This window comes from Actinomyces sp. HPA0247 (assembly GCA_000411415.1).
Lineage (GTDB): Bacteria > Actinomycetota > Actinomycetes > Actinomycetales > Actinomycetaceae > Pauljensenia.
Genome location: KE150451.1, coordinates 373,275 through 396,679, shown reverse-complemented (window position 1 = coordinate 396,679; position 23,405 = coordinate 373,275). Strand labels below are relative to the sequence as shown.

Below are 23,405 nucleotides of genomic sequence, written 5' to 3'. Positions count from 1 at the left end.
CTTAGCCTTCGAAGGCCTGCGAAATAAGGGTAGCTGCTTGCTCCTTGTGAAGCGAGGCACGTCCCGCGGCGGTCGTTGCGGACTCGGGGCGCGAGACCACGCGGACCGGGCGTCCCAGCGACGGGAAGAGGTTGAGCGCCAGGTGCGGCCAGGCACCCTGGTTGCGCGGCTCGTCCTGTGCCCACGTCACCGACGCGTTCGGGTACTGGGCGAGGACCTCGGCGAGCTCGGCCTCGGGCAGCGGGTAGAGCTGCTCCAGGCGGATGATGGCCGTCGACGTGTCGCCGCGGTGCTCGCGCTCCTTGGCGAGGTCGTAGTAGAGGCGGCCGGAGCACAGCAGGACGCGCGTCACCGATGCGGGATCGGTGATCGTGGTGTCCCCGATGACGGGCTGGAAACCGCCCGACGTGAACTCCTCAATGTGGGAGGACGCCGCCGACAGGCGCAGCAGCTGCTTGGGCGTGAACGCGATGAGCGGCTTGCGCGGGCGCTTGTAGGCCTGCGTGCGCAGCATGTGGAAGTGGTTTGCCGGCGTGGAGGGCTGGACGATCCACATGTTGTCCTGGGCGGCCAGCTGCAGGTAGCGCTCGATGCGCGCGCTCGAGTGGTCGGGTCCCTGGCCCTCGTAGCCGTGGGGCAGGAGCATGACGAGCGAGGAACGCTGGCCCCACTTCTGCTCGGCCGAGCACACGAACTCGTCGACGACGGTCTGCGCACCGTTCGCGAAGTCGCCGAACTGTGCCTCCCAGATCGTCAGGGTCTCGGGGCTCTCCACCGAGTAGCCGTAGTCGAAGGCCAGCACGCCGTATTCGCTCAGCGGGGAGTTCCACACGTCGAAGCGCGCCTGGTTCTCGGTGAGGAAGCGCAGCGGGGTGAACTCGCGTCCGTCATTCGCGTCGTGCAGGATCGCGTGACGCTGCACGAAGGTCGCGCGGCCCACGTCCTCACCGGACAGGCGTACGCCGGTGCCCTCCATGAGGAGCGTGCCGAATGCGAGGAGCTCCGCAAAGCCCCAGTCGATCGGCTTGTTGCCCAGCGCCATCTCCAGGCGGCGCTCGCACAGCTGACGCAGCTTCGGGTGGGGCTCGAAGCCCTCGGGGAAGCGCGTGTGTGCGCGTCCAATGCGACGCAGCTGCTCGGCGGGGGCCGCCGACGTCCAGCCGATCATCATGCCGGTTCCGGGCATCTGGGACTCCGGCATGGTCCATTCCCCGTCGGGGGACTCCCCGGCCTCGCCGACGCCGGCGGTGAGCGCGGGGTCGTGCGTGCGGCTGCCCGGGTTGACCTCGGACACGGAAGAAGCACCGCCCGCGCGGGTCTCCTCGAGGATGCGCCCGAGTTCCGCCTCGTACTGGGCGATCGACTGGCGGGCCTCGTCCTCGGTGAGCTGACCGCGACCCACGAGGCTGCGGATGTACACGGCGCGCGTGGAGGGGATGCGGTCGATGAGGGAGTACATGACGGGCTGGGTCATCGACGGGTCGTCGCCCTCGTTGTGACCGCGACGGCGGTAGCACACCATGTCGATGATGACGTCTTTGTGGAAGGCGTTGCGGTACTCGAAGGCCAGGTGTGCGCAGCGGATGACGGCCTCGGGGTCGTCTGCGTTCACGTGCAGGATCGGGACCTGTAGGCCCTTGGCGAGGTCGGTCGCGTATCCGGTCGAGCGGCCCTGCGTCGGGCCGGTCGTGAAGCCGATCTGGTTGTTGACGATGATGTGGATTGTGCCGCCGGTCTTGTAGCCCTCCAGCTGGGAGAGGTTGAGGGTCTCCTGGACGACGCCCTGGCCGATGAACGCCGCGTCGCCGTGGATGAGGATCGGGATGATTGGCAGGTCCGGGTCTCCCAGGTGCTCCTGCTTGGCGCGCACGATGCCCTCCAGGACGCCGTCGGCGGCCTCCAGGTGCGAGGGGTTGGCGCCCATGTAGACCTTGGTGGCCAGGCCGTCGTCGAGGGAGTAGACGCCCCACGTGCCCAGGTGGTACTTGACGTCGCCCGAACCCTGGACGGAGTTAGGCATGTAGTTGCCTTCGAACTCGTCGAAGATCTGCGCGTAGGACTTGCCCGCGATGTTGGCGAGCACGTTGAGGCGGCCGCGGTGCGCCATGCCGATGGCGACCTCGTGGATGCCGGTGCGCGCCGAGTCGGCCAGGATGTGGTCGAGCAGCGGGATCAGGGACTCGCCGCCCTCGAGCGAGAAGCGCTTCTGGCCCATGAACTTGGTCTGGAGGAACTCTTCGAAGGCCTCGGCGCGGATGAGAGTGCCCAGGATGTGGCGCTGTGCCTCGGGGGAGAGGGCCTCGTAGGGGCGCTCGATGCGCTTTTGGACCCAGGCGCGCTGCTCGGGATCCTGAATGTGCATGTATTCGATGCCGACCGTGCGCGTGTAGGTGTCGTGCAGGCGCGTGAGGATGTCGCGCAGTAGCATCTGGTCGGAGCCGCCGAAACCGCCCGTGGGGAAGGGACGATCCAGGTCCCACACGCTCAGGCCGTAGGAGGAAATATCGAGGTCTGGGTGGCGTCGCACGCGGTAGGCCAGCGGGTCCGTGTCGGCGGCGAGGTGTCCGCGCGAACGGTAGGCGTGGATGAGCTCCGCGATGCGCGCGGGCTTGCCCTTCTCGTGGTTCGGGTCGTAGTCGTAGTCCGCTTCCCACGCGTAGGGGCGCGCGGGCACGTGCATCGAGGTGAAGACGCGCTCGTAGAAGCCGTCGCGGCCCGAGAGCTTGGCATCCACGAGGGCCAGGAGGCGGCCCGATGCCGCGCCCTGGATGATGCGGTGATCGTAGGTGGAGGAGAAGAACATCGTCTTGCCGATGCCGAGGGCGGCCAGGCGCTTGGGGGACACGCCGCGGTATTCCGCCGGGTAGTCGGTGGCGCCCACGCCAATGATGAGGCCCTGGCCGACCATGAGGCGCGGCACGGAGGTGGTGGTGCCCAGCGTGCCCGGGTTCGTCAGGGTGACCGAGGCGCCCTGGAAGTCGGCGGTCGTCAGCGTCGCGTTGCGGGCGCGCGCGACGAGGTCTTGGTAGGCGTCGACGAACTCCGCGAAGGTCAGGGTGTCAGCGTCGTGGATGACGGGGACCTTCAGGGAGTGGTTGCCCTGCGCGTCGGCCACGTCAATGGCCAGGCCGAAGCCGATGTGCGCGAGCTGCTCGACGGCGGGCTTGCCGCCTTCGATCGTGTAGCGCACGTTCAGGTCGGGCATCTCGCACAGTGCTTCCACCAGCGCGTAGCCGATGAGGTGGGTGAAGGAGACCTTGCCGCCGACCGTTCGCGCCAGGTGCGCGTTGATGAGGGCACGGTTTTCGATGAGGAGCTTGGCCGGGATCTGGCGCTGGGAGGTGGCCGTGGGGATGGAGAGCGAGGCCTCCATGTGCTTGGCGGTCGCGCGCGCCGCGGACTTGAGGATGTGGAGCTCATCCTGCGAGGGGGCACCCTGGAAGAGGGTGAAGGCCGCACGCCCGTGCTGCTGGCGCGTGTAGGGGCTGGTGGCCTCCGCGACGGCGGCGGGCGGTGCAGGCGGCAGGTCCGAGCGCGTCACGGAGACGACGTGGGCGTCCGGCGCCTCCGAGGCCTCGGGGGCGTCGTCCTCAATGTCGAGGGTGGGCGGCGTGACCGATGCGGGGATCGCGTGATCTGTGGGGGCCGAGGCCGACTCGGGTGTGGGCGCGCCCTCGGGGATCGCGGGGCGCTTGGCGCGCAGCTGCGGGGGAGCGGATTCGGTGGAGAAATAGGCTCGCCAGGAGGGATCCAGGAGCTGGGGATCACGCTCGTAGAGGTCTCGCATCTTCGCGATGTACCACTGGGGATCGGGCTGAGAAGCGGTGGGAGTGGGCACGTATTCCTCCGTAAGTGTCGCGCCGCGCGCATGGGCCAAATCCCGCGCGGCCATACCTCAATAATTCTACCGCCGCGTGACCGTCTTCACGAAACCTGGTATGCCTTTGGCGTGTACTTCAAGGGTCTTTGGTCCGTTGGAGAATGATTGTTGGCACATGCGCCGCGCTGTGCCGAAATGCGCGCTGGGGGAGAGGGGCGGAGACGGTAGACTGGCAGCATCATGGACTGCGACACTGTCGGCTTGATTGCCGCTCTTTCTCACCCCTTGCCCGCGCGCCTATCAGCGACCTTCCCCGGCCTCGTTGAGGGGGGCACGCGATGACGACCGCCCTCATGCTTCTGCTCGGTATCGTCCTGACCGCTGGCACTTTCGTCTTCGTTTCCGCTGAGTTCTCGCTCGTCGCGGTCGATCAGGCGGTCCTCGACAAGAAGGCCGAGGAAGGGGACCGAGGGGCCGCCTCCGTCCTGCGCGCAACCCGCACGCTGTCCACCCAGCTGTCCGGCGCGCAGGTGGGCATCACGCTGACCACGATCCTGCTCGGCTATACGACGCAGAGCGCGCTGGCGGACCTGCTGCAGGACCTGCTCGGATCGGTCGGCCTCGCCTGGGGGCTTGCGACCGGCATCGCGGCATTCGTGGCCGCCGCGTTCATCAACGTGTTCTCGATGCTCTTCGGCGAGCTCGTCCCCAAGAACCTCGCCCTGGCCCACCCCCTGGCCACCGCCGTGCGTGTCGTCCCCTTCCAGATGGCCTTCACCGTCATCGCCCGCCCCGTCATCTGGGTGCTGGGCGGGACCGCGAACTGGGTGCTCGCCCGCATGGGCATCGAACCCCAGGAGGAGATCTCCTCGGCGCGCTCCGCCTCCGAGCTGGCCGCCCTCGTCGAGCATTCTGTCGAAGAAGGCACCTTCGACATGTCCACGGCCGACCTCTTCGTCAACACGATCCGCATGTCCACCCTGAGCGCCGCCGACGTCATGACGGACCGCGGCCGCCTGCACACCCTCAGCGAGGGTGACAGCGCCCAGGACGTGCTCGACCTGGCCCGCGAAACCGGGCACTCCCGATTCCCGGTGATCGGCGACGACTCCGACGACATCCTCGGCCTGGTCTCGCTGCGCCGCGCGGTCGCCGTGCCCGCCGATCGTCGCGCCGAGGTCCCCGTCATCTCCTCGTCTCTCATGACCGACGCGCCCTCGGTTCCCGAGACCGTGCCGATCGGCCCCCTCATGGTCCAGCTGCGCGACGAGGGCCTGCAGATGGCCGTCGTCGTCGACGAGTACGGCGGCGTGTCCGGCATCGTGACCCTCGAGGACGTCGTCGAGGAGATCGTCGGCGAGGTCTCCGACGAGCACGATCAGCGTCGCCTCGGCATCCGCCCGCGCCCCGACGGCACGTTCCTCGTGCCCGGCACGCTGCGCCCCGACGAGCTCGCGCGCCGCACGGACATCAACCTGCCCGAGGACGGCCCCTACGACACGATCGGCGGTCTCGTCATGAACGAGCTGGGCGAGATTCCGGTCGTCGGATCGCGCGTGAGCGTGGACGGCATCGGCATCGAGGTCACCCAGATGCAGGGCAGGCGCGTCGCCCAGGTGGCGATCACGCCTGCGGCCTCCGAGGATAGCGATGAGGAGGTGTCCCTGTGAGCGTCGGGGTTGGTCTCGCTATCACCGTGGCCCTGCTGGCCGTCAACGCTTTCTTCGTCGCCGGCGAGTTCGCGGTCACCTCGACGCGTCGCTCGCAGGTCGAGCCTCTCGCCGACGAGGGTGCGCGCGGTGCGGCCGCTGCGCTGTACGCGCTGCAGCACGTGTCCCTCATGCTGGCGATCTGTCAGCTCGGCGTGACGGTCGCGTCCACGACCCTGGGCGTCGTCGCCGAGCCCGCGATCGCCCACCTCGTCGAGTCGCCGCTCGAGCGCCTGGGCGCGCCCGAGGCGACCAGCCACGTCGTCGGCTTCGCCGCCGCCCTCGTCGTCGTTCTCTTCTGCCACGTTGTCTTCGGCGAGATGGTCCCGAAGAACATCTCGATCGCCGCCCCCGTGCGCATGCTGCTGATCCTCGCGCCCGTCCTCGTGCGACTGGGCCACGTCCTGCGCCCGATTATCGAGGCCATGGATCGCTTTGCGAACTGGTTCGTGCGCCTGTCCGGTTACGAGCCGCGCTCGGAAATCTCGGCCTCCTACACGATCGAGGAGGTCGCATCGATCGTCGTCGCCTCGCAGGAGGAGGGCGTGCTGACCGACGAGCTGGGCCTGCTCAGCGGCACCCTGGAATTCTCCGAGGAGACGGCCGGGACCGCGATGGTCCCCCTCGACAAGCTCATCGTCCTGCCCGAGGGTGCCACACCGGCAGACGTGGAAGAACAGGTCGCCCACACGGGCTACTCGCGCTTCCCGATCGCCGGCGACGACGGTTCCATCGTCGGCTACGTGCACCTCAAAGACGTCCTGTACGCCACCGGTGAGGATCGCGAGCAGCCGATCACCCCGTGGCGCATCCGACGCCTCGAGGCCGTGTCCGCCGACGACCAGGTCGAAGACGCACTGCGCCACATGCAGCGCACCGGCGTGCACTGCGCCCTCGTGCGCGATGCGGGCGCCGTCGTCGGCATCCTCTTCCTCGAAGACATCCTCGAGCTACTGGTCGGCGAAGTCCGAGACGTTCTCCAGCGCCCGTGACGAGCCGCGATCCGCAAGGTACATTAGGTCGAGGTCAAAACTTCGTGACGAACACAGACAAGGGGGAGAGCGTGAGCGACATCGAATGCCCGCTGCCGAAGCGGTCGCAGCTGCGCGCCGCGCGCTCCGAGAGCGGAGAGGACTCCCAGGAGACCCCGATTACCGCGGCGATTCCGCTCGACCTGGATCCCGCTGCGCCGCCGCCCCCTCGCGCCGCGGTCACGCCTGACGAGGCCGCACTCGACGAGGCCGCCCCGGCCTCGCCCATGGCCGCTCCCGAGAGCGCGGGCGAACCCGAGAGCGCGGGCGAACCCGAGGGGAGTATCGAATCCGAGAACGAGGCCGAACCCGGGAGCGAGGCCCCGGCCTCGTCCGCTGGCCGACGCCGAAACGTCCACCCCGTGGGCTACGTGCTGCGTGCCCTCCTCGTCCTGGGCCTGGCAGGCACGACGATCGCGGTGCCCATGACGGGACGCGTCGGCTCTGACTCGTCCTTGACCGTGCCCGCGCGTGCTTTCGGCACCTCGGTGGGCGGACCCAGCTGGGCCGTGTCCTCCGCGCTGCCCCAGGCCACCGCCCTGGACGGCACCCTCACCGCCAACTCCCGCGCCAAGGCGAAGGCCCCCGTGTCTATCACCGGCTGCGCGTCGGGCAACGGCGCGGACGGCAACCGCAACGTGCGCGTCGTCGCCGACACGATCTACTGGCCGCTGCCGGAGGGGTCCTACACGATCACGTCGCCCTTCACGATGCGTATTTCGCCCGTCTCCGGCCAGCTCCTGGCCCACGAGGGTATCGACATGGCAGCCCCGCTCGACACCCCCATTACGGCCGTGTACGGCGGCGTCGTCGAAGAGGTCGCGGAGAACTCGCGCTCGGGCGCCTACGTGCAGATCAAGCACACGAAGTCCGACGGCACCGTCTTCCACTCCGCCTACCTGCACCAGTACATGAACAAAATTAAGGTGAAGGTCGGCGACACCGTGACCGCCGGACAGGTCATCGGCGCGGTTGGCAACAACGGCTGGTCGACGGGCCCCCACCTGCACTTCGAAATCCACGACTCCTCGGACACCCCCGTGGACCCCGAGTCGTGGATGGAGACAAACAAAGCTGTTTATCTCGGACAGGAGTCTTGCTCATGATGCCCGTCACGATGCGTCAGGGACCCATCATTTTCGCCCACCGCGGCGGCAGTGAAGAGGCCCCCGAAAACACGATGAGCGCCTTCGCGCACACGTACGAGGCCGGGATCCGCCACGTGGAGACCGACGCTCACATCACCGCCGACGGCAAGGTCGTCCTCTGCCATGACGAGACCGTGGATCGCTGCTACGACGGGACCGGCGCGATCGCCCAGATGACGTGGCGCGAGCTGTCGAAGCTGCGCCACCGTGACTCCGGCGAGCAGATTCCTCTGCTCGCGCAGGTTCTCGAGGCCTTCCCGGATATGTACTTCAATATCGACGCGAAGGAGCCGGGCGTTGAGGGGCCGCTCCTCGATGTCATCGCCGACCATGGTGCGGCCAACCGCGTGCTGGTTGCCTCCTTCTCCGAGCCGCGCCTGCGCGCCGTGCGCGACACGGCCGCTTCGGACCCGGCCCGCGCGGTCGCCACGTCTTTAGGCACCGAGGCCGTCGTGCGCCTCGTGGGCGCCGCGAAGAGCGCCACGAACCCCGCCTGGTGGCACGTGCCCGGCCCTCGCCAGGGCGCCATCGCCGCCCAGGTCCCCATGCACCAGGGCCCCATCCGCGTCGTTGACGAGCGTTTCGTTGCCACCGCCCACACCCTGGGCCTGGCCGTGCACGTGTGGACCATCAACACGGTGGCCGACGTGCTGCGCCTCCTCGAGGTCGGCGTCGACGGCATCATCACCGACCGCCCCGTCTTCCTGCGCGATTTCCTGGAGGCTCGCGGCCTGTGGACCCAGCCTCCGGCCCCTGGTGCTGCCTCGGGCCCCAGGGACTGAGGCTATTGCTTGAAAAGGCGGGCGCGCACCGGAGGGTGCGCGCCCGCCAATCCACCTGAACAAACGTGTTGATTGCCTCGTCGATGAGGCTGTGGGAAAACGAGTAGTAGAGGGAAACACCGATGTGGGTATTGGGAGCTTTCATTTTCGGAACGTTGGGTCTCCTCATGTGGTACATGAGAATGTTCTGCGACAACCCGACCACCGAGCTATGGCGGCGCGTGGGGAACGGGTATCAGCTGAGAAGGATCCTCGGAACGGGGAGAGCCTCTCAGAACTTCACTGCAGTGTCGTTTCCTGCAATCTCGACGGCAGTCTTACTGATGGCCCCCGTGAAATACGCCGAGGCACTTGGAGCACCTGCATGGTTGATTGTCAGTATTGTTGGCGTATCTATGCTTCTCATGATCGCTGCTTTCGTCGCTATCATCCCATTCAAGTACCCCGATTGCTTTTATGAAGATTGGCAATATGCCAAACGGCACGGGCTTCTGGACAACAATGGAAAGATCGACCGCGAGGCGTGGGAACGCCACAAAGCTGAGAAACAACAGGAGAAGTGAGCGGCGCAAGAATCTTGTGCGAGAGAGACGTGCGCGTTTCGGGTAGCTCTACTCGTGAAGTAGTCCCATCAGCATTGCCCAGATCGCTGCGCGTGGTGGCGCGTCCAGTGTTGGATCGGCTGACAGGTGGTTGAGAGCTTGCTCCTCAAGCGGCGCGTGGATTTGCGCGTGCATGTGGCCGGTGACAAAACAGTCGACGTGCTGTCCCGTCCGCCACTGTCGACGCCGTATCTGTTCGCGTACGCAAGTCACGACGCTCCACCGTCCAGAGATGCAGTCTTGGGAAAAGAGCGACTCAGCCGGCCCATAGGTCACGAGGTTGTTGAGTGCTTCCTGCGCGCCTTGTACATCCAGGGCACGAATCGCAGCAACGAAATCCGCGGGAATGTAAGGAGGCCCATCGTGGATGGTGGGGCCTGCGTGCAGCAGGGAGGCAAAGGCCAAGATATGGGGGACTTCGCAGTAATCCACCTGGCTGAAGTGCACGCCGTCCACGTCGGAACGCATCACGACAGAACGCGGAGCTACCGGCCAGATTCGCCAGTCGCGCACGGTGCCCGGTATGGACGGAGAAACGACGCGAATGACAAGTCGGGTACGAGCTGCTCGCACTGGTTCGAGGATGCGTGCGGCATCGCCGGACAACCCGTTGGCGCCGGCCAGTCCGAGCGACACCAGTCCGCTGGAGAGAGCGGCGCTTGAAATACGCCCGGCATTCTCGTCACTGGCAATCATCTCGAGCAGGGCATCGGCCTGCTCGACGGTGACGATAATCTGATCCGAGGAGTCGCTTTCGATTGGATGGTCGTTCACGGCGCCACCTCCAGGGTTTGAGCCATCGTGATGAAATCATCGATAATCGTTGGGAATAGGACGCTGGGGCATGTGCACGTCGCGGTCCACAGGAAACGCTGCGGAGGTTGCTGCGTCGCGGGCGCAGTGCGTGTGATCCACGTGAGCTGGCTGAGTGTCAGAGAGACATTTTCGAGAATGTACACGCCAGTGCGCCAGCGGGCGCCCTCGGGGAGCATCGGCCACGCGAAGTCATCAATAAGGTGGAATCCGGGCAACGCTTCCTCCACCTGCCTGACGCTGTCCGCGTAGACTTCGTCGTCGCTCGCGTCGGTGCTGAGCGCTCCGCCGGTGACCACGAAGGTCGGAACATTTCCCTCATCTTTCGTCTGAGCGACGGCGACGAGACGCATGCTGGGGGCGTCTGTTACGGGTCCGAGCTGCGCGTATTCCTCCGGGGTCAGGAATCTCCATCCCGAGGAAAGGACCATCGTTACCTGCTCGTTCACCAGAATCCCTTGCCTTTTGCGTGTTTCTCGTATGCCTCCTGATCGATGTTGCCATCGGCGTCTAAGAGCCCATGGCGCTTGGCGTACTGCCAATCGGCGTAGACCCAGCGTGGGAACCGAATCGGAACGAAAGAAATGAGCGTGATGGCAGCGGCGAACACAATCACAGCGGCGATGCCTGTGAGCCAAACGCTAGGAAGACTATATTCTTCGGCGATTCCAGTCATGCCGGTAGCAAAGAAAAAGACTGCCATCGCAGGGGCACCAATAGCCGCGTAGTTTCTGCCAATCCTCCCTTTTCCGTTCATCCGACGCCAAAGGTTTGCTGCTTTGGAATCCGTGAACATCTCGGCGTACCACACTGCCGCTCCGAACAGTCCTAAGCCGATTCCGACAATAGCCAGTGTAATGTTCTCGTTCATGTGTTCAAACTCCATTGAGTGGGTCGACAATGCGGTTATTGGTTACGTCCCCCGCAGCTTCTCCCAAGTAGTGCCCGACCAATCCGCCGATGACGCCGCCGACAACGCCGCCAACGACAGCACCAACGGGGGCGAAAGACCCCGAGATAGCAGGTACAGCCCCGCGTTCGTTCACCAGAATCCCTTGCCTTTTGCGTGTTTCTCGTATGCCTCCTGATCGATGTTGCCATCGGCGTCTAAGAGCCCATGGCGCTTGGCGTACTGCCAATCGGCGTAGACCCACCGGGGGAACCTGATTGGTAGGAGAGAGACTACAAATGTAAGTAAGAGTAAGAACATTAGGCATGCGAGTGTGAGCATGAGCCATCCAGGGGCATTTACTTCTCCTAGAAGCCCGATGCAAAGTCCTATAGCGCTCATGCATGTTATCGCCGGTGCTCCAATCGCAGCTACATTCCGGCTGATCTGTCCGCTTCCGTTCATTCGTCGCCACAATTGTGCCACTTTCCCATCGCGGAACATTTCTACATACCAGACGACAGACCCGCAGAGTGCAATCACAAGACAACACAGATAACCGATTAGATTCTCTCGCATACTTCACTTTACCCAATTGCTTCAGCGATACGATCAGTTCCTTGCTCATTGATTAAATCGCCGAGGTATTCGCCTCCGTAGTGCCCTGCCAATCCTCCGACGACTCCCCCGATGAGACCACCCACAACGGCCCCGACCGGAGCGAATGGTCCTGAGCATACAGCACCAACAGCTGCACCCACCTTTGCCCCGGCAATACCCATGACAAAGGTTGTACCTCCGGTGGTCACGCCTTTCACGCCGGCCCGCGCGACCTTATGTCCCTCGCTCCACTCGGGGTGCTGCTGGGTATCGGTTTGGTACGTGTCGTAGGCGGTGATACCGCCGTCGACGACCGCACCTGCCACACCGGCAACTTTCCCGACCTTTCCCAAGGCTGGAGCCACCCGTCGTGTGCCCACAGGTTCCAGTCCGTGTTTTCCGATCGGCTCGAATGTCCACTTCGACAGGTCCCCTTTGTCTAAAAATCCTTCGGGAGCCTTGTACAAACCATCAAAGTGCTGCATTGTGAGCGCGGAAGTGGACTGGCCAATAGTGTCAACTATTCCCACACCGCAGGCAATTCCGTTAGCGAGAAGGTGCTTCTCGTTAGGCACAAATTTATCTTTGAACGCGTTGAACACAGGTTCAATCCACTGTTCATAGGCATCCACCTTCAGGCTCTCCAAAGCGAGCGAGAATACGTATTCAGCGCGTTCGTAGTTCAACCGTTGGACCTGGGCCTGTGCGCGCAGCTCCTCAAAACTATGCGCACAATCCTCCACATCCTCATCGAAAAGGATCACCGTGTCACCGTCAACCAGCAGTCCGCAGTCCCTTGCGGTCTGCGCGATTCCTAGGTACTCGTCACGCACAGATCGCATTGCCCAAGCAAACTCTGACACAGCGTTCTTGAGGGTGTTCAGATCATTGGATGCCTCTTCGCACACGTTTGACATGATCTGAAGGTCACGTCGGCAATCTTCGACAAGAAGAGCCTCTTGCTGGGTAATGATGGACGAAGCTTGAATCGCGTCACCGTCAGCGCGGCGCAACGCCCCCGCGCTCAGTGAGCATTGCTCCTCGAACGCGAAGAGAGCATCAACATCGATGGGAAACGGCATAGAAAACGAGACTCCATACTGTCCTGTGTCGTCACCGGTAGTCATCATGCGCCTCTGTTCGACTGATACTGATACTCTCGCAACGCAAAGAAGTTTGTTGCTTCGTCATTGTCGGTTGCAGCAAAAGCTTCAGATGCGGCAGTCAGACCGTGAGCGACAGCCAGAGAACAGAAGGAAGCCATCTGGATGACCTTATTGATCCTCTCGATCTTCGCTGCCAGATCCGCTTCATTACTCCCAGCGCCGCTGGGTGCTTCGAGAGTTTCAGAGGCGACACTCTCGCTCGAGTACTCCAGGATGTTGACGGCACGAGACACTTCGTCCGCATCCCACACGATTCCACCGGACAACTGTCTCCCCTTACGACTTGGTCAGCAGTAACAGATCAGGATAGCCCTCCGTCAAAGTGAGCGTCAAGTCATCATTGAAAAGATTAGGTTCCTCTAGAACCTTAAAATCTCAGCAAAAAACGAGGGGGCGGAGCCGCTTGGCTCCGCCCCCTCGACGCATCTGTCAAGACCGCTGGCTCACTCGTTGCCGCTGAAGTCGGCCACGGCCTCGTCCAGGCCCGCGCGGCGGATGCGCACGAGCGAGAGGAACGCCAAGCCGAGCGCCAGAGCGATGCCCAGGCCTCGAACCAGCCACGACTCGCCCACGAAGATCATCGCCATAGCGGCCAGGACGGGCACCAGGAGCGTGAACGCGTAGCCGATGTAGCGGCCAAACGACGGCATGGGCACGCCGTCGGACTCGGCGACCGACTTGACCATGAAGTTCGGACCGTTGCCGATGTACGTAATCGCGCCGCAGAACACGGCGCCCAGCGAAATCGGGATCAGGTAGTACTCGGGCACGCCCGCGACCAGGGTGCCCTCGCCGCCGGACGCCTTCGCCATCTCGAAGAACGTCATATACGTCGGAGCGTTATCGAGGACGGAGGACAGGCCGCCCGTGAACACGAAGTACGTCATGCGGGTCAGCGGCAGGGATGGGGCGATCTGCTCCAGGTAGCGCAGGGCGGGCGCCATCGTCGAGAAGATGCCGATGAACAGGGTTGCGACCTCCATGATCGGGCCCCACGTGAACGCGTTCTCCTCGAAGCGCACCTTCTTGTCCGAGAGCTTGTAGGACAGGCCCGCGACCGCGAACATGATGATCTCGCGCCACGGCACGAAGCCGGTCCACGAGTGCACGTGTCCCTCGGCCAGCGCCTCGCCGTCCCAGGACGGAGCGAAAGCGACGGACAGGATGATGATCGCGAAGAACAGCAGATTGATTGTGCCGTGTAGGCGCAGGGGCTTGATCTCGCGGTCGTCGGCCTCGATGGAGGTGGTGTCCTCGGACGCGTAGCGCACGCGGTCGATCGAGTAGTAGGTGAGGAGCAGCAGCGCCAGAGTAAACAGCCACTCCTTCCACAGCGCAAACGTCCACGCGAAGGGCACGCCGTGCAGGTAGCCGAGGAACAACGGCGGGTCGCCAAGCGGAGTCAGTATGCCGCCGCAGTTCGCCACAATGAAGATCGTGAACAGGACCGTGTGCACGCGGTGCTTGCGTTCCTTGTTGGTCTCCAGGAGCGGGCGGATCAGCAGCATGGCCGCGCCCGTCGTCCCGATGAACGAGGCCAGGAGGCCGCCGATCGCCAGGAAGATCGTGTTGTTACGCGGGGTCGCCTTGATGTCGCCGGCCAGGTGAATGCCGCCGGAGACCACGAACAGCGCGAAGAGCAGCGCGATGAACTGCACGTACTCCACGCCCGTGGCGATGAGCGGGCCGGTGCCCGCCTTCATGAACATCCAGACCGTCGTCGGCACGCCCAGGAGGAGGGCGACGGACAGCTGGGAGGATTCCTTTTCCCACCAGTGCGAGGTCTTCGGGATGATAGGCAAGAGTGCGATGCACGCGAGCATCGCAACGAAGGGGAGCAGGCTCCACCAGGGGTAGGTCATCGGCCAGTCCTTGGTTGACGATAGATACGCTCACCATTTTATGGGGTAGGGGAGTGGGGTGTGGAGTGTACCGGCAGGTGGGAGTGGCCTCATCGACGAGGCCGGGGCGCGTCCGCGCGTAAGTTTTCGTTGGGCGGACGCGGGCATTGGTGGCCGACGGGTATGCGTGGGCGTGAGTGGGTATGCGTGGGTATGCGTGGCGCCCCGAACAGGACTCGAACCTGCGACCTCTTGCACCGGAGGCAAGCGCTCTATCCGCTGAGCTATCGGGGCAGCTCGGTCAGTTTAGCAGGGTTTCATACATCCACGCGGAACGGTGATGTGTGCCATACTAGTGGGCGTTGCTTGTTTGAGAACTCTCCAGGAGGATCCCATGCGCGTTCATATCGGCACCGATCACGCCGGTTTCGAACTCAAGGAAAAGGTTGTCGCCCACCTGCGCGAGGCCGGTCACGATGTCGTTGACCATGGCGCTCACGCCTACGATGCGCTCGACGACTACCCGCCGTTCTGCATTGAGGCAGCCAAGGCCGTCGTCGGAGAGCCGGGCAGCCTCGGCATCGTCATCGGTGGCTCCGGCAATGGTGAGCAGATGGCCGCCAATTGCGTTGAAGGTGTGCGCGCCGCCCTCGTGTGGTCGGATGCGACCGCGCGTCTGGCCCGTGAGCACAACGACGCTAATGTCGTCGCCGTTGGCGCCCGCCAGCACACCGAAGAAGAGGCTATCGCTCTTATTGATGCGTTCCTCGAGACGCCCTTCAGCGGCGACGAGCGTCACCAGCGTCGCATCGACCTGATGAAGGACTACGAGCGTTCCGTGCGCGCTTGATAGTCGCTCGCGTTCGCGCTGATACAACTGATACATACGAGGCGGGGCCGGTGGATGACCACCGGCCCCGCTTTGTGTGCCGTCTTTCTGGATGCTCGGCAGTTTCGCATGCAATTCCCCGAAGAGTATTTCCAACTTTGGAATTCAATCATTGAAATTCCAACGTTTTGAGTCGTTGTGGGTTCGGGGGCTGAGGGAATTGCATGCGATTTTGGGGGAGGTCTGCCCATTGGGCAGTGCCGGGAGAGTTTTGTACCGGTTGAGGCCTTACACGCTGTGTGCCCGGAGAGTTTTGTACCGGTGAGTGTGCCCAGCGTGGCTGGTGAGTGGTGGTCTGCGGGATAAAATTCGCCCTGCGTCGGTTGTTTGTGTCTCGAGCGGGTCTCGACCGGGATAATTTTCTCCCTGCTCGCCTCGAATGGGCTGATTTGGGTGTTTTTTGCTGTGCTGGGAGAGTTTTGTACCGGTGGGCGCCTGTGTGGGGGCGTGCGGGGAGAGTTTTGTCCCAGTGAGTGTGCCCAGCGTGGCTAGTGTGTGGTGGTCTGCGGGATAAAATTCTCCCTGCGTCGCTTGTTTCCGTCTCGACCGGGATAATTTTCTCCCTGCTCGCCTCGAATGGGCTGATTTGGGTGTTTTTTGCTGTGCTGGGAGAGTTTTGTACCGGTTGCGGCCTTACACGCTGTGTGCCCGGAGAGTTTTGTACCGTGGGTGTGCGCTGTGTGGCTAGTGTGTGGTGGTCTGCGCGAGAAAATTCGCCCTGCTTCGAGTGCCTGCGTAGAAAGCGCGATATTTTTCGCCCAGCGCTCCGAAAAAAGGCCAAAACGGCCGAATTTTGCCGTGCTGGGCGAGTTTTTTCGCGGTGTGTGCCTGATTGGGGGTTTGCAGGGCGAGTTTTGTCGCGGGGCATGCCCATGCGCCCGGCCTACACCCGTCCCACACCCTGCCTGCATCCGGTCCGCACCCGGCCCTCACCGCGGGCCACCCCGCACAGTGGGCCCATAGCCCCAGCGGCGGCAGCCCCTTACCCCTGGCCGGTGAAGGTGAGGTACACGAGGAACAGGTTGAGTGCGACGATGACGGCCGCGATGAGGAAACCTGTGACGCGCAGGGGGCGATTGTTAACGTAGTCGCCCATGACTTCACGGTTTGCGGTCAGGCGCATGAGTGGGATGATCGCGAAGGGGATGCCGAAAGACAGGGCGACCTGCGAGACGACGAGCGCCCACGTGGGTTCGGCGCCCGCACCCAGGATGATGAGCGCGGGGATCAGGGAGACGAGACGGCGCACGAGGATGGGGACGCGAATGTGGAGTAGGCCGTTCATGATTTCGGAGCCCGCGTAGGCGCCGACCGACGTGGAGGCGAGGCCCGAAGCGAGCAGGCCGACCGCGAAGACAGTGCCGACGATGGGGCCGAGCGTGGAGGAGATCGCGGCGTGCGCGCCCTCGATGGTGTCGGTGCCGCTCTGTCCGGCTAGGGCTGCGGCGGCCAGGAGGAGCAGGCCGATGTTGACCAGACCCGCGATGCTCAGCGCCCAGTAGATGTCGATGCGGGTCGCGCGCAGGAGTCGCGAGAGGTGTCCCGAGGAGTGGCGGGCGTCGCCGGTGGAGGGGCCGAGCTCGTCGGCGTCGTGGTCGTTGACGAGTGAGGAGTGCAGGTAGACCGCGTGCGGCATGACGGTCGCGCCCAGCATGGAGGCGGCCACGAGGACCGAGTCGGTTCCCTGGAAGCGGGGGAGGAGCCCGCCGAGCATGCCGGAGGGGCTGGGAGGAGCGACGAAGAGGCCGGCGAGGAAGCCGAGCGTGATGATGATCAGCAGCCCGACGATGATCGTCTCGAATTGGCGCTGTCGTCCGCCGCCCTGGACGAGGAGGAGGCCCATGGAGACGATGCCGATGATGATGCCGCCCCATAGGAGTGAGATCCCGAAGAGGAGGTGGAGGGCGAGTGCACCGCCGATGACCTCAGCGAGGTCGGTTGCTGCGGCGACGATTTCCGCCTGGATCCAGAAGGCGATGCGCGCGGGCTTAGACATGCGGTCGCCGAGCAGGGTGGGCAGGGACTTGCCGGTGACGAGGCCGAGCTTGGCGGAGAGGTACTGGATGACCATCGCGAAGATGTTCGAGGCCACGAGAACCCATACGAGCAGGTACCCGTAGCGCGCGCCCGCCGTGATGTTGGCGGCGACGTTTCCTGGATCGACGTAGGCGACGGCCGCGACGAAGGCGGGGCCGAGGAGGGGGATGAGCTTGTGGTGGTGCTCGGTGTCCGTGCTGGTCACTGGAAATCCTCACTGCTGACGGAAATACTTCGGCTACCCGAAACATTACTCGGATTGGCACCCGCGTGGGGTGGGAGAGTGGCGCATGGGACGCGTATGTGGCCAGGTTTTCATCCACGAGGCCGGGGAGAGTTCGCGGATAGGTGCACAGACCCCGTAGTCTAAAGGGGTGACTCCAGAAGAACTTGCTACTCTCATCCGCGCGACCCTGCTGGACGCTGCCGCCGCCGGTCGCATTTCGATCGACCCTTCGCTGGTCCCCGACCCCGTGACCGTGGAGCGCCCGCGCGTGCGCGAGCACGGCGATTGGGCGACCAACGTCGCGATGCAGCTCGGTAAGAAGGCTGGCATGGCTCCGCGCGAGTTCGCGCAGATCCTCGCCGATGATCTCGCGGCTGCCGACGGCATTGACTCCGTCGAGGTTGCGGGTCCCGGCTTCATTAACATCCGCCTGGGCGCGGGTGCGGCCGGCGAGCTGGCGCGCACGATCGTCGAGGCCGGCGCCGCATACGGCCGCAACGAGACCCTCTCGGGCCGCTCGATCAACCTCGAGTACGTGTCCGCGAACCCGACCGGCCCCGTGCACCTGGGTGGCGCCCGCTGGGCCGCTGTCGGCGACTCCCTGGCCCGCCTCATGGCTGCCTCCGGCGCCGCCGTGACCCGCGAGTACTACTTCAACGACCACGGCTCGCAGATCGACCGCTTCTCGCATTCCCTCTACGCTCGTGCGATGGGCCGCGAGGTCCCCGAGGAGGGCTACGGCGGCCAGTACATCGCCGACATCGCCGAGCAGGTCCGCGCCGACGCGCGTGCGGCCGGCGAGCCCGACCCGATCACCCTGCCCGAGGAAGAGGCCATTGAGGTCTTCCGTGCTCGCGGCGTTGAGCTGATGTTTGCGGAGATCAAGGAGCGCCTGCACTCCTTCCGCGCCGACTTCGACGTGTTCTTCCACGAGGAGTCCCTGCACACCTCGGGTGCGGTTGCCGCGGCGATCGAGCGCCTGCGTGAGCGCGGCGAGATCTTCGACGAGGGTGGCGCGGTGTGGCTGCGCACGACCACCTACGGCGACGATAAGGATCGCGTCCTCATCAAGTCGGATGGCCAGGCCGCGTACTTCGCGGGCGACGTCGCCTACTACCTCAACAAGCGTGAGCGTGGCGCGGACGCCGCCATCTACCTGCTGGGTGCCGACCACCACGGCTACATCGGCCGCATGATGGCGATGTGCGCCGCCTTCGGCGATAAGCCGGGCGAGAACCTGCAGATCCTCATCGGCCAGCTCGTCAACCTGGTGAAGGACGGCGAGCCCGTGCGCATGTCCAAGCGCGCCGGCACGATCGTGACCCTCGACGACCTGGTCGACGCCGTGGGCGTGGATGCCGCGCGTTACGCCCTCGTGCGCGTGTCGATGGACACCCAGGTCGACATCGACCTGAACCTGCTCTCGCAGCACTCCAACGACAACCCGGTCTACTACGTGCAGTACGCGCACGTGCGCACCTGCAACGTCGCTCGCAACGCCGCCGAGCATGGGGTCACCCGCGACGCCGGTTTCGACCCGGCCGCCCTTGACTCCGAGGCCGACGAGGCCCTGCTGGCCGCCCTCGCCCAGTTCCCCGCGCAGGTCGCGCAGGCGACCGAGCTGCGCGAGCCGCACCGCATCGCCCGCTACCTCGAGTCCCTGGCTGCGACCTACCACGCCTGGTACGGCCAGTGCCGCGTGACGCCTCGCGGCGACGACCCGGTCGAGCCCGGCCACGTCGCCCGCCTCTGGCTCAACGACGCGGTCACCCAGGTGCTGCGCACCGGCCTCGGCCTCCTCGGCGTGAGCGCCCCCGAGAGGATGTGAGCTGGTGAGCGAGACGGCAAGCGTCGCTACCCTCACCTGCCCGACCCCCGATGAGCGCCCCGACCTGTGGCCGTGGAGCGCTTCTCGGGAGGACGGCGTGCTGCGCGTGGGAGGCGTCGACCTGACCAGCGTCGCCGCCGACTTCGGCACGCCCACCTTCGTGCTCGACGTCGAGGCCATGCGCGGCCGCGCCCGCGTGTGGGCCTCGGCGATGGCCGAGGAGTTCTGGGACGGCTACGGCATGAACGGCGGCGACGCCTTCTATGCTGGCAAGGCCTTCCTGAGCGCCGACGTCGCGCGCCTCGTCGCGGCCGAGGGCCTGGGTATCGACACCGCCTCGCTCGGCGAGCTGAGCCTGGCCCTGCGCGCGGGCGTGGACCCCGACCGCATCGGCCTGCACGGCAACAATAAGTCTGACGCGGAGATTCGCCTCGCCCTCGAGGCTGGCATCCACCGCATCTTCATCGACTCCATGGACGAGGTTCGCCAGATCGAGCGTATCGCCGCTGACCTCGGCGTCGTCGCGCCCGTCATGGTGCGCCTGAAGTCCGGCATCCACGCGGGCGGCAACGAGTACATCGCGACCGCCCATGAGGACCAGAAGTTCGGCCTGTCCCTGGCCACCGGCCAGGCGTACGAGGCCGTGGTCGCAATCAAGGACGCGCCTCACCTGGACTTCCGCGGGCTGCACAGCCACATCGGCTCCCAGATCTTCGGGACCGAGGCCTTCGCCGAGGCCGCGCGCATCGTCGTCGACTTCGCGGCGCGTGTGAAGGCCGAGCTCGGCCTGGACGTTCCCGCGATTGACCTGGGTGGCGGCGTCGGCATCGCCTACACGGGCCAGGACCCGGTCCCAACCTCACCGGTCGAGGTCGCTCGCGCCCTGGCGGAGGTCGTGCGCGAGCGCTGCGCCCACCACGGCCTGCCGATCCCACACGTGTCCGTCGAACCGGGCCGCTCCATCGCGGGCCCCTCGATGGTCATGCTCTACCGCGTCGGCGTCGTCAAGGACGTCTCGTTGGAAGACGGGGGAGTGCGCCGCTACGTGGCGATCGACGGCGGCATGTCGGATAACATTCGCCCGGTTCTCTACGACGCGGTCTACACGGCGACGCTCGCGAACCGAGACCCAGCCGATGCCTCGTCCCTGGTGCGCTGCCGCATCGTCGGCAAGCACTGCGAGAGTGGTGACATCATCATCCGCGACATCGACCTGCCGGCTGACATCGCGGGCGGTGACCTGCTGGCCGTCCCGGCAGTGGGCGCGTACGGCTACTCGATGGCCTCGAACTACAACATGCTGACGAAGCCCGGCGTTCTCGCCGTCGAGGATGGGGTCGCCCGCTGGTTCATCCGCCCGCAGACGGTCGATCACCTGCTGGCCCTCGACGCCGGTTTGGAGTAACCGCCGGCCTGGAGTAAACAGAGTGCGAGACGGGGAGTGCCTGCGGGTGCTCCCCGTTTTGTGCTCCCCGTTTCGTGCTCCCGGTGTGCCATGTGCTCCTGGTGTGCCATGTGCCCCCGGTGTACCGTGTGCTCCCGCTCGTGTGCTCCCCGTTTCGTGCCCCTCTGGCCTGCATTCCCCCAAATTTCGCATGCAATTCCCACATGAGTATTTCAAGATTTGAAATCGAATCGTTGATATTCTGCGGTTTTTCGGGGGTTTCGAAAATTGGGGCCAGGGGAATTGCATGCGAAATTGGGGGAGGGTCGCACAGTGAGGAGTCGAGCTTAGGTAAGCCTAGGTTTTGTTGTTACTGGCAAACTCTAGGATGATGGGCGCAGCTGCGAATGCAGTCGATATCCCGACAGTGACAAACGAAAGCCGAGGAATTATGCGCCGCACTGCTGCACGCATCGGTCTCGTCGCGGCACTCGCCCTGTCCATGGGCGTGGCCGCGGTGAACGCTCCCTCCGCGCGAGCCGAGGAGCCCGGCCTCGTCTCTGCGCCCCGCTCTGACAATGACGAGATGAACTACGCGATCAACCTCGCGGGCACCGATCCCGAGGATCTCCAGCGAGCCCTCGCTCTCGTCCCCGGGGCGGGCGGTGCTGCCCTGGCCTCGTACCCAGAGATCGGGACTTTCTTCGCGCAGAGTGCCACGCCCTCGTTCGCGCCCGACCTGGCCGCCGCCCTGCGGCAGGCCGGCATCGCGATTCACTCGATTGGACCCACCCGCGTGGCTCCCGTCCTGTACTACGAGCGCGTCGAGCTACCCACAGACAAGAAGGACAAGGGCCCGCAGTCCGGCGCGGCAGGCGGGCTGACCTCCATGCGTGAGGAGAGCGCGAGCGCCGCCCCCGCTGGTACAAACGAGGAGGTTTTCAACTGGGGTGCGGTCGCCATGCATGCGCGCGAGGCTGAGGCCGTGAATGTCAAGCGTGCGCCGGTGACCGTCGCCGTCGTTGATTCCGGCGTTGAGGACACTCATCCGGACCTGGAGGGGCGCGTTGATACGTCGCGTTCCGTGAAGTGTTCGGTGAACGGCGTTGCGACTCAGGATTTTTATGGGTGGCGTGACGAGTTCTATCACGGCACGCACGTCGCGGGCATTATTGCGGCCAATCACAACGATATCGGCATTGATGGTATTGCTCCGGAGGCGAGCATTGTCGCCATTGAGGCGACGAACGATAATCGTCTCATCTACCCCGAGTATGTGACGTGCGCGTTCATGTGGGCTGCGAGCCATGGGGTCGATGTCGTGAACAACTCGTACTCGATGGATCCGTGGGTCTATTGGAGCCCGACCGACCCCGAGCAGGCGGCGGGCCTCGAGGCGGCGACGCGATCCATCAAGTATGCGCAGGATAAAGGTTTGGCCGTGATCGCGGCGGCCGGTAACGAGGGCGTCGACATTGACAATCCGACGATCGATAACGGATCCCCGACCGACGTGCCCACGCCGACGAAGAACAGGGCCGTGAACGGCGGTATCCGCGTTCCCTCCATGCTTGACGGCGTCGCGCAGGTGAGCGCGGTCGGTCAGGCGTACAACGTGAAGCCCGGACTGTCCCTCGGTCGCGCCGAGTTCTCTAACTACGGCGACACGATCGATTTTGCTGCTCCGGGCGACCAGATTTACTCCACGGTTCCCCTGCTGTTCTACCCGAGCGGTTACGCCGTCGCCGACGGCACGTCTATGGCGACGCCGCACGTGTCGGGCATCGCGGCCCTCATCAAGTCGGTGCATCCTGAGCTCACCGGCGCGCAGGTCATCGACCTCATGAAGAAGCAGGCGACGGCCAATTACGGGCGCCTCAACGCGCCCATCGATGGCAGGGAGTACCGCGGTTACGGCTTCCTCGATGCGCTCGATGCGGTGACGTCCGGAGTGGATCAGATTGACGAGGCCAAGGCTGGCGCGTGGGTGAAGGACGCGGTCGGCTGGTGGTACCGCTACGAGGATGGCAGCTACCCGGCGTCGATGAGCGCTCAGATCGACGGGGCGACCTACCGTTTCGACGCGCGCGGCTACATGGTGACCGGATGGGCCTTTGACGGGGGCCAGTGGTTCTACCACGGTGCTTCGGGCGCGCAGGTGGCAGGCTGGGCCAACGTGAACGGCACCTGGTACTACCTGGATCCCGCCTCGGGCGTGATGGCGACGGGGTGGGTGTTCGTCAGTGGCACGTGGTACTACCTGGGAGCGTCGGGTGCGATGGCGACCGGCTGGGCCTACGTCGATGGCGCCTGGTATTACCTCGCGCCCTCCGGCGCGATGGCGATCGGCTGGCTGCATGAGGGCGGCTCCTGGTACTACTTGGATCCCGCGACGGGTGCGATGGTCACCGGTAGCCAGCAGGTGAACGGCGTGGCCTACACCTTCGGGCCGGACGGGCGCATGCGCTAACTGGCGGCGGTGAATCGTCGCGGTGGGGCCGGGCATCTGCGGGTGCCCGGCCCCACCGTCTTATCATGGCTCTGGAGCAGCCTTGTCCCGAGGCCGGGGTGCTATTGTCACGCCTTCCGTGCGAGGGTAAGCGGGGGAATGATTACCGGAAATTCTCGTCATTTATCGAG

At 64.8% G+C, this 23,405-nt stretch carries 18 protein-coding genes and 1 tRNA gene; 9 read left to right on the top strand and 10 right to left on the bottom strand.

Annotation, left to right across the window (positions count from 1 at the left end):
• Window position 1: 1 nt before the first annotated feature.
• A complete protein-coding gene (locus HMPREF1478_RS06825) occupies window positions 2-3,892 on the bottom strand; it encodes a multifunctional oxoglutarate decarboxylase/oxoglutarate dehydrogenase thiamine pyrophosphate-binding subunit/dihydrolipoyllysine-residue succinyltransferase subunit (RefSeq protein ID WP_034475334.1) in 3,891 nt (1,296 codons plus the stop codon).
• A 266-nt stretch (window positions 3,893-4,158) separates the two neighbouring features.
• Here HMPREF1478_RS06825 and HMPREF1478_RS06820 point away from each other — a divergent pair, with 266 nt between their 5' ends.
• The 5 genes from HMPREF1478_RS06820 (at window position 4,159) to HMPREF1478_RS06800 (ending at window position 9,053) form a co-directional block, all read left to right on the top strand.
• A complete protein-coding gene (locus tag HMPREF1478_RS06820) occupies window positions 4,159-5,490 on the top strand; it encodes a hemolysin family protein (RefSeq protein WP_016461343.1) in 1,332 nt (443 codons plus the stop codon).
• A complete protein-coding gene (locus tag HMPREF1478_RS06815; RefSeq protein WP_016461342.1) occupies window positions 5,487-6,521 on the top strand; it encodes a hemolysin family protein in 1,035 nt (344 codons plus the stop codon). Before HMPREF1478_RS06820 ends, HMPREF1478_RS06815 begins: the two co-directional genes overlap by 4 nt.
• Window positions 6,522-6,565: 44 nt before the next feature.
• A complete protein-coding gene (locus tag HMPREF1478_RS06810) occupies window positions 6,566-7,666 on the top strand; it encodes a M23 family metallopeptidase (RefSeq protein WP_016461341.1) in 1,101 nt (366 codons plus the stop codon).
• On the top strand, window positions 7,663-8,490 hold the full coding sequence (locus tag HMPREF1478_RS06805; protein WP_016461340.1) for a glycerophosphodiester phosphodiesterase family protein: 828 nt from the start codon (window positions 7,663-7,665) through the stop codon (window positions 8,488-8,490). The genes HMPREF1478_RS06810 and HMPREF1478_RS06805 overlap by 4 nt, the downstream gene beginning before the upstream one ends.
• Before the next feature lie 287 nt (window positions 8,491-8,777).
• Window positions 8,778-9,053 (top strand): ADP-heptose--LPS heptosyltransferase, encoded by a 276-nt coding sequence (locus HMPREF1478_RS06800; RefSeq protein ID WP_232207440.1) that lies wholly within the window; start codon window positions 8,778-8,780, stop codon window positions 9,051-9,053.
• Between the two features lie 48 nt (window positions 9,054-9,101).
• Here the strand turns inward: HMPREF1478_RS06800 and HMPREF1478_RS06795 are convergent, their stop codons facing one another.
• The 8 genes from HMPREF1478_RS06795 to HMPREF1478_RS06760 form a co-directional block, all read right to left on the bottom strand.
• Window positions 9,102-9,866, bottom strand: a complete 765-nt coding sequence (locus HMPREF1478_RS06795; protein ID WP_016461338.1) for a hypothetical protein — start codon at window positions 9,864-9,866, stop codon at window positions 9,102-9,104.
• Window positions 9,863-10,354, bottom strand: a complete 492-nt coding sequence (locus HMPREF1478_RS06790) for a hypothetical protein (protein WP_232207439.1) — start codon at window positions 10,352-10,354, stop codon at window positions 9,863-9,865. Before HMPREF1478_RS06790 ends, HMPREF1478_RS06795 begins: the two co-directional genes overlap by 4 nt.
• Window positions 10,351-10,776 carry a hypothetical protein gene (locus HMPREF1478_RS06785; protein ID WP_016461336.1) on the bottom strand — a complete coding sequence of 142 codons (426 nt, stop codon included), beginning with the start codon at window positions 10,774-10,776 and terminating at the stop codon, window positions 10,351-10,353. The genes HMPREF1478_RS06790 and HMPREF1478_RS06785 overlap by 4 nt, the downstream gene beginning before the upstream one ends.
• 171 nt (window positions 10,777-10,947) lie before the next feature.
• Complete coding sequence (locus HMPREF1478_RS11035; RefSeq protein ID WP_034475328.1) at window positions 10,948-11,373, bottom strand: hypothetical protein; 426 nt, start codon at window positions 11,371-11,373, stop codon at window positions 10,948-10,950.
• Between the two features lie 8 nt (window positions 11,374-11,381).
• Window positions 11,382-12,476 (bottom strand): hypothetical protein, encoded by a 1,095-nt coding sequence (locus HMPREF1478_RS06775; protein WP_034475326.1) that lies wholly within the window; start codon window positions 12,474-12,476, stop codon window positions 11,382-11,384.
• Between the two features lie 44 nt (window positions 12,477-12,520).
• A complete protein-coding gene (locus HMPREF1478_RS06770) occupies window positions 12,521-12,826 on the bottom strand; it encodes a hypothetical protein (RefSeq protein ID WP_034475323.1) in 306 nt (101 codons plus the stop codon).
• Between the two features lie 177 nt (window positions 12,827-13,003).
• A complete protein-coding gene (locus tag HMPREF1478_RS06765) occupies window positions 13,004-14,422 on the bottom strand; it encodes a sodium:proton antiporter (RefSeq protein ID WP_016461332.1) in 1,419 nt (472 codons plus the stop codon).
• 197 nt (window positions 14,423-14,619) lie between these two features.
• A tRNA-Arg gene (locus tag HMPREF1478_RS06760) sits at window positions 14,620-14,695 on the bottom strand.
• Between the two features lie 100 nt (window positions 14,696-14,795).
• Here HMPREF1478_RS06760 and HMPREF1478_RS06755 point away from each other — a divergent pair.
• Entirely contained in the window at window positions 14,796-15,251 is a 456-nt protein-coding gene (locus HMPREF1478_RS06755) for a ribose-5-phosphate isomerase (protein WP_016461331.1), read from the top strand.
• A gap of 1,021 nt (window positions 15,252-16,272) precedes the next feature.
• Here HMPREF1478_RS06755 and HMPREF1478_RS06750 read toward each other — a convergent pair.
• Window positions 16,273-17,532 (bottom strand): Nramp family divalent metal transporter, encoded by a 1,260-nt coding sequence (locus HMPREF1478_RS06750; RefSeq protein ID WP_016461329.1) that lies wholly within the window; start codon window positions 17,530-17,532, stop codon window positions 16,273-16,275.
• Window positions 17,533-17,701: 169 nt separating this feature from the next.
• Between HMPREF1478_RS06750 and argS the strand changes: the two genes are divergently transcribed.
• The 3 genes from argS to HMPREF1478_RS06735 all read left to right on the top strand — a co-directional run bounded on the left by argS (window position 17,702) and on the right by HMPREF1478_RS06735 (window position 23,235).
• Window positions 17,702-19,381 carry an arginine--tRNA ligase gene (gene argS, locus HMPREF1478_RS06745; RefSeq protein WP_016461328.1) on the top strand — a complete coding sequence of 560 codons (1,680 nt, stop codon included), beginning with the start codon at window positions 17,702-17,704 and terminating at the stop codon, window positions 19,379-19,381.
• Window positions 19,382-19,385: 4 nt separating this feature from the next.
• Window positions 19,386-20,786, top strand: a complete 1,401-nt coding sequence (gene lysA, locus HMPREF1478_RS06740) for a diaminopimelate decarboxylase (protein ID WP_016461327.1) — start codon at window positions 19,386-19,388, stop codon at window positions 20,784-20,786.
• A gap of 430 nt (window positions 20,787-21,216) precedes the next feature.
• Entirely contained in the window at window positions 21,217-23,235 is a 2,019-nt protein-coding gene (locus tag HMPREF1478_RS06735) for a S8 family serine peptidase (protein WP_016461326.1), read from the top strand.
• Window positions 23,236-23,405 lie beyond the last annotated feature (170 nt).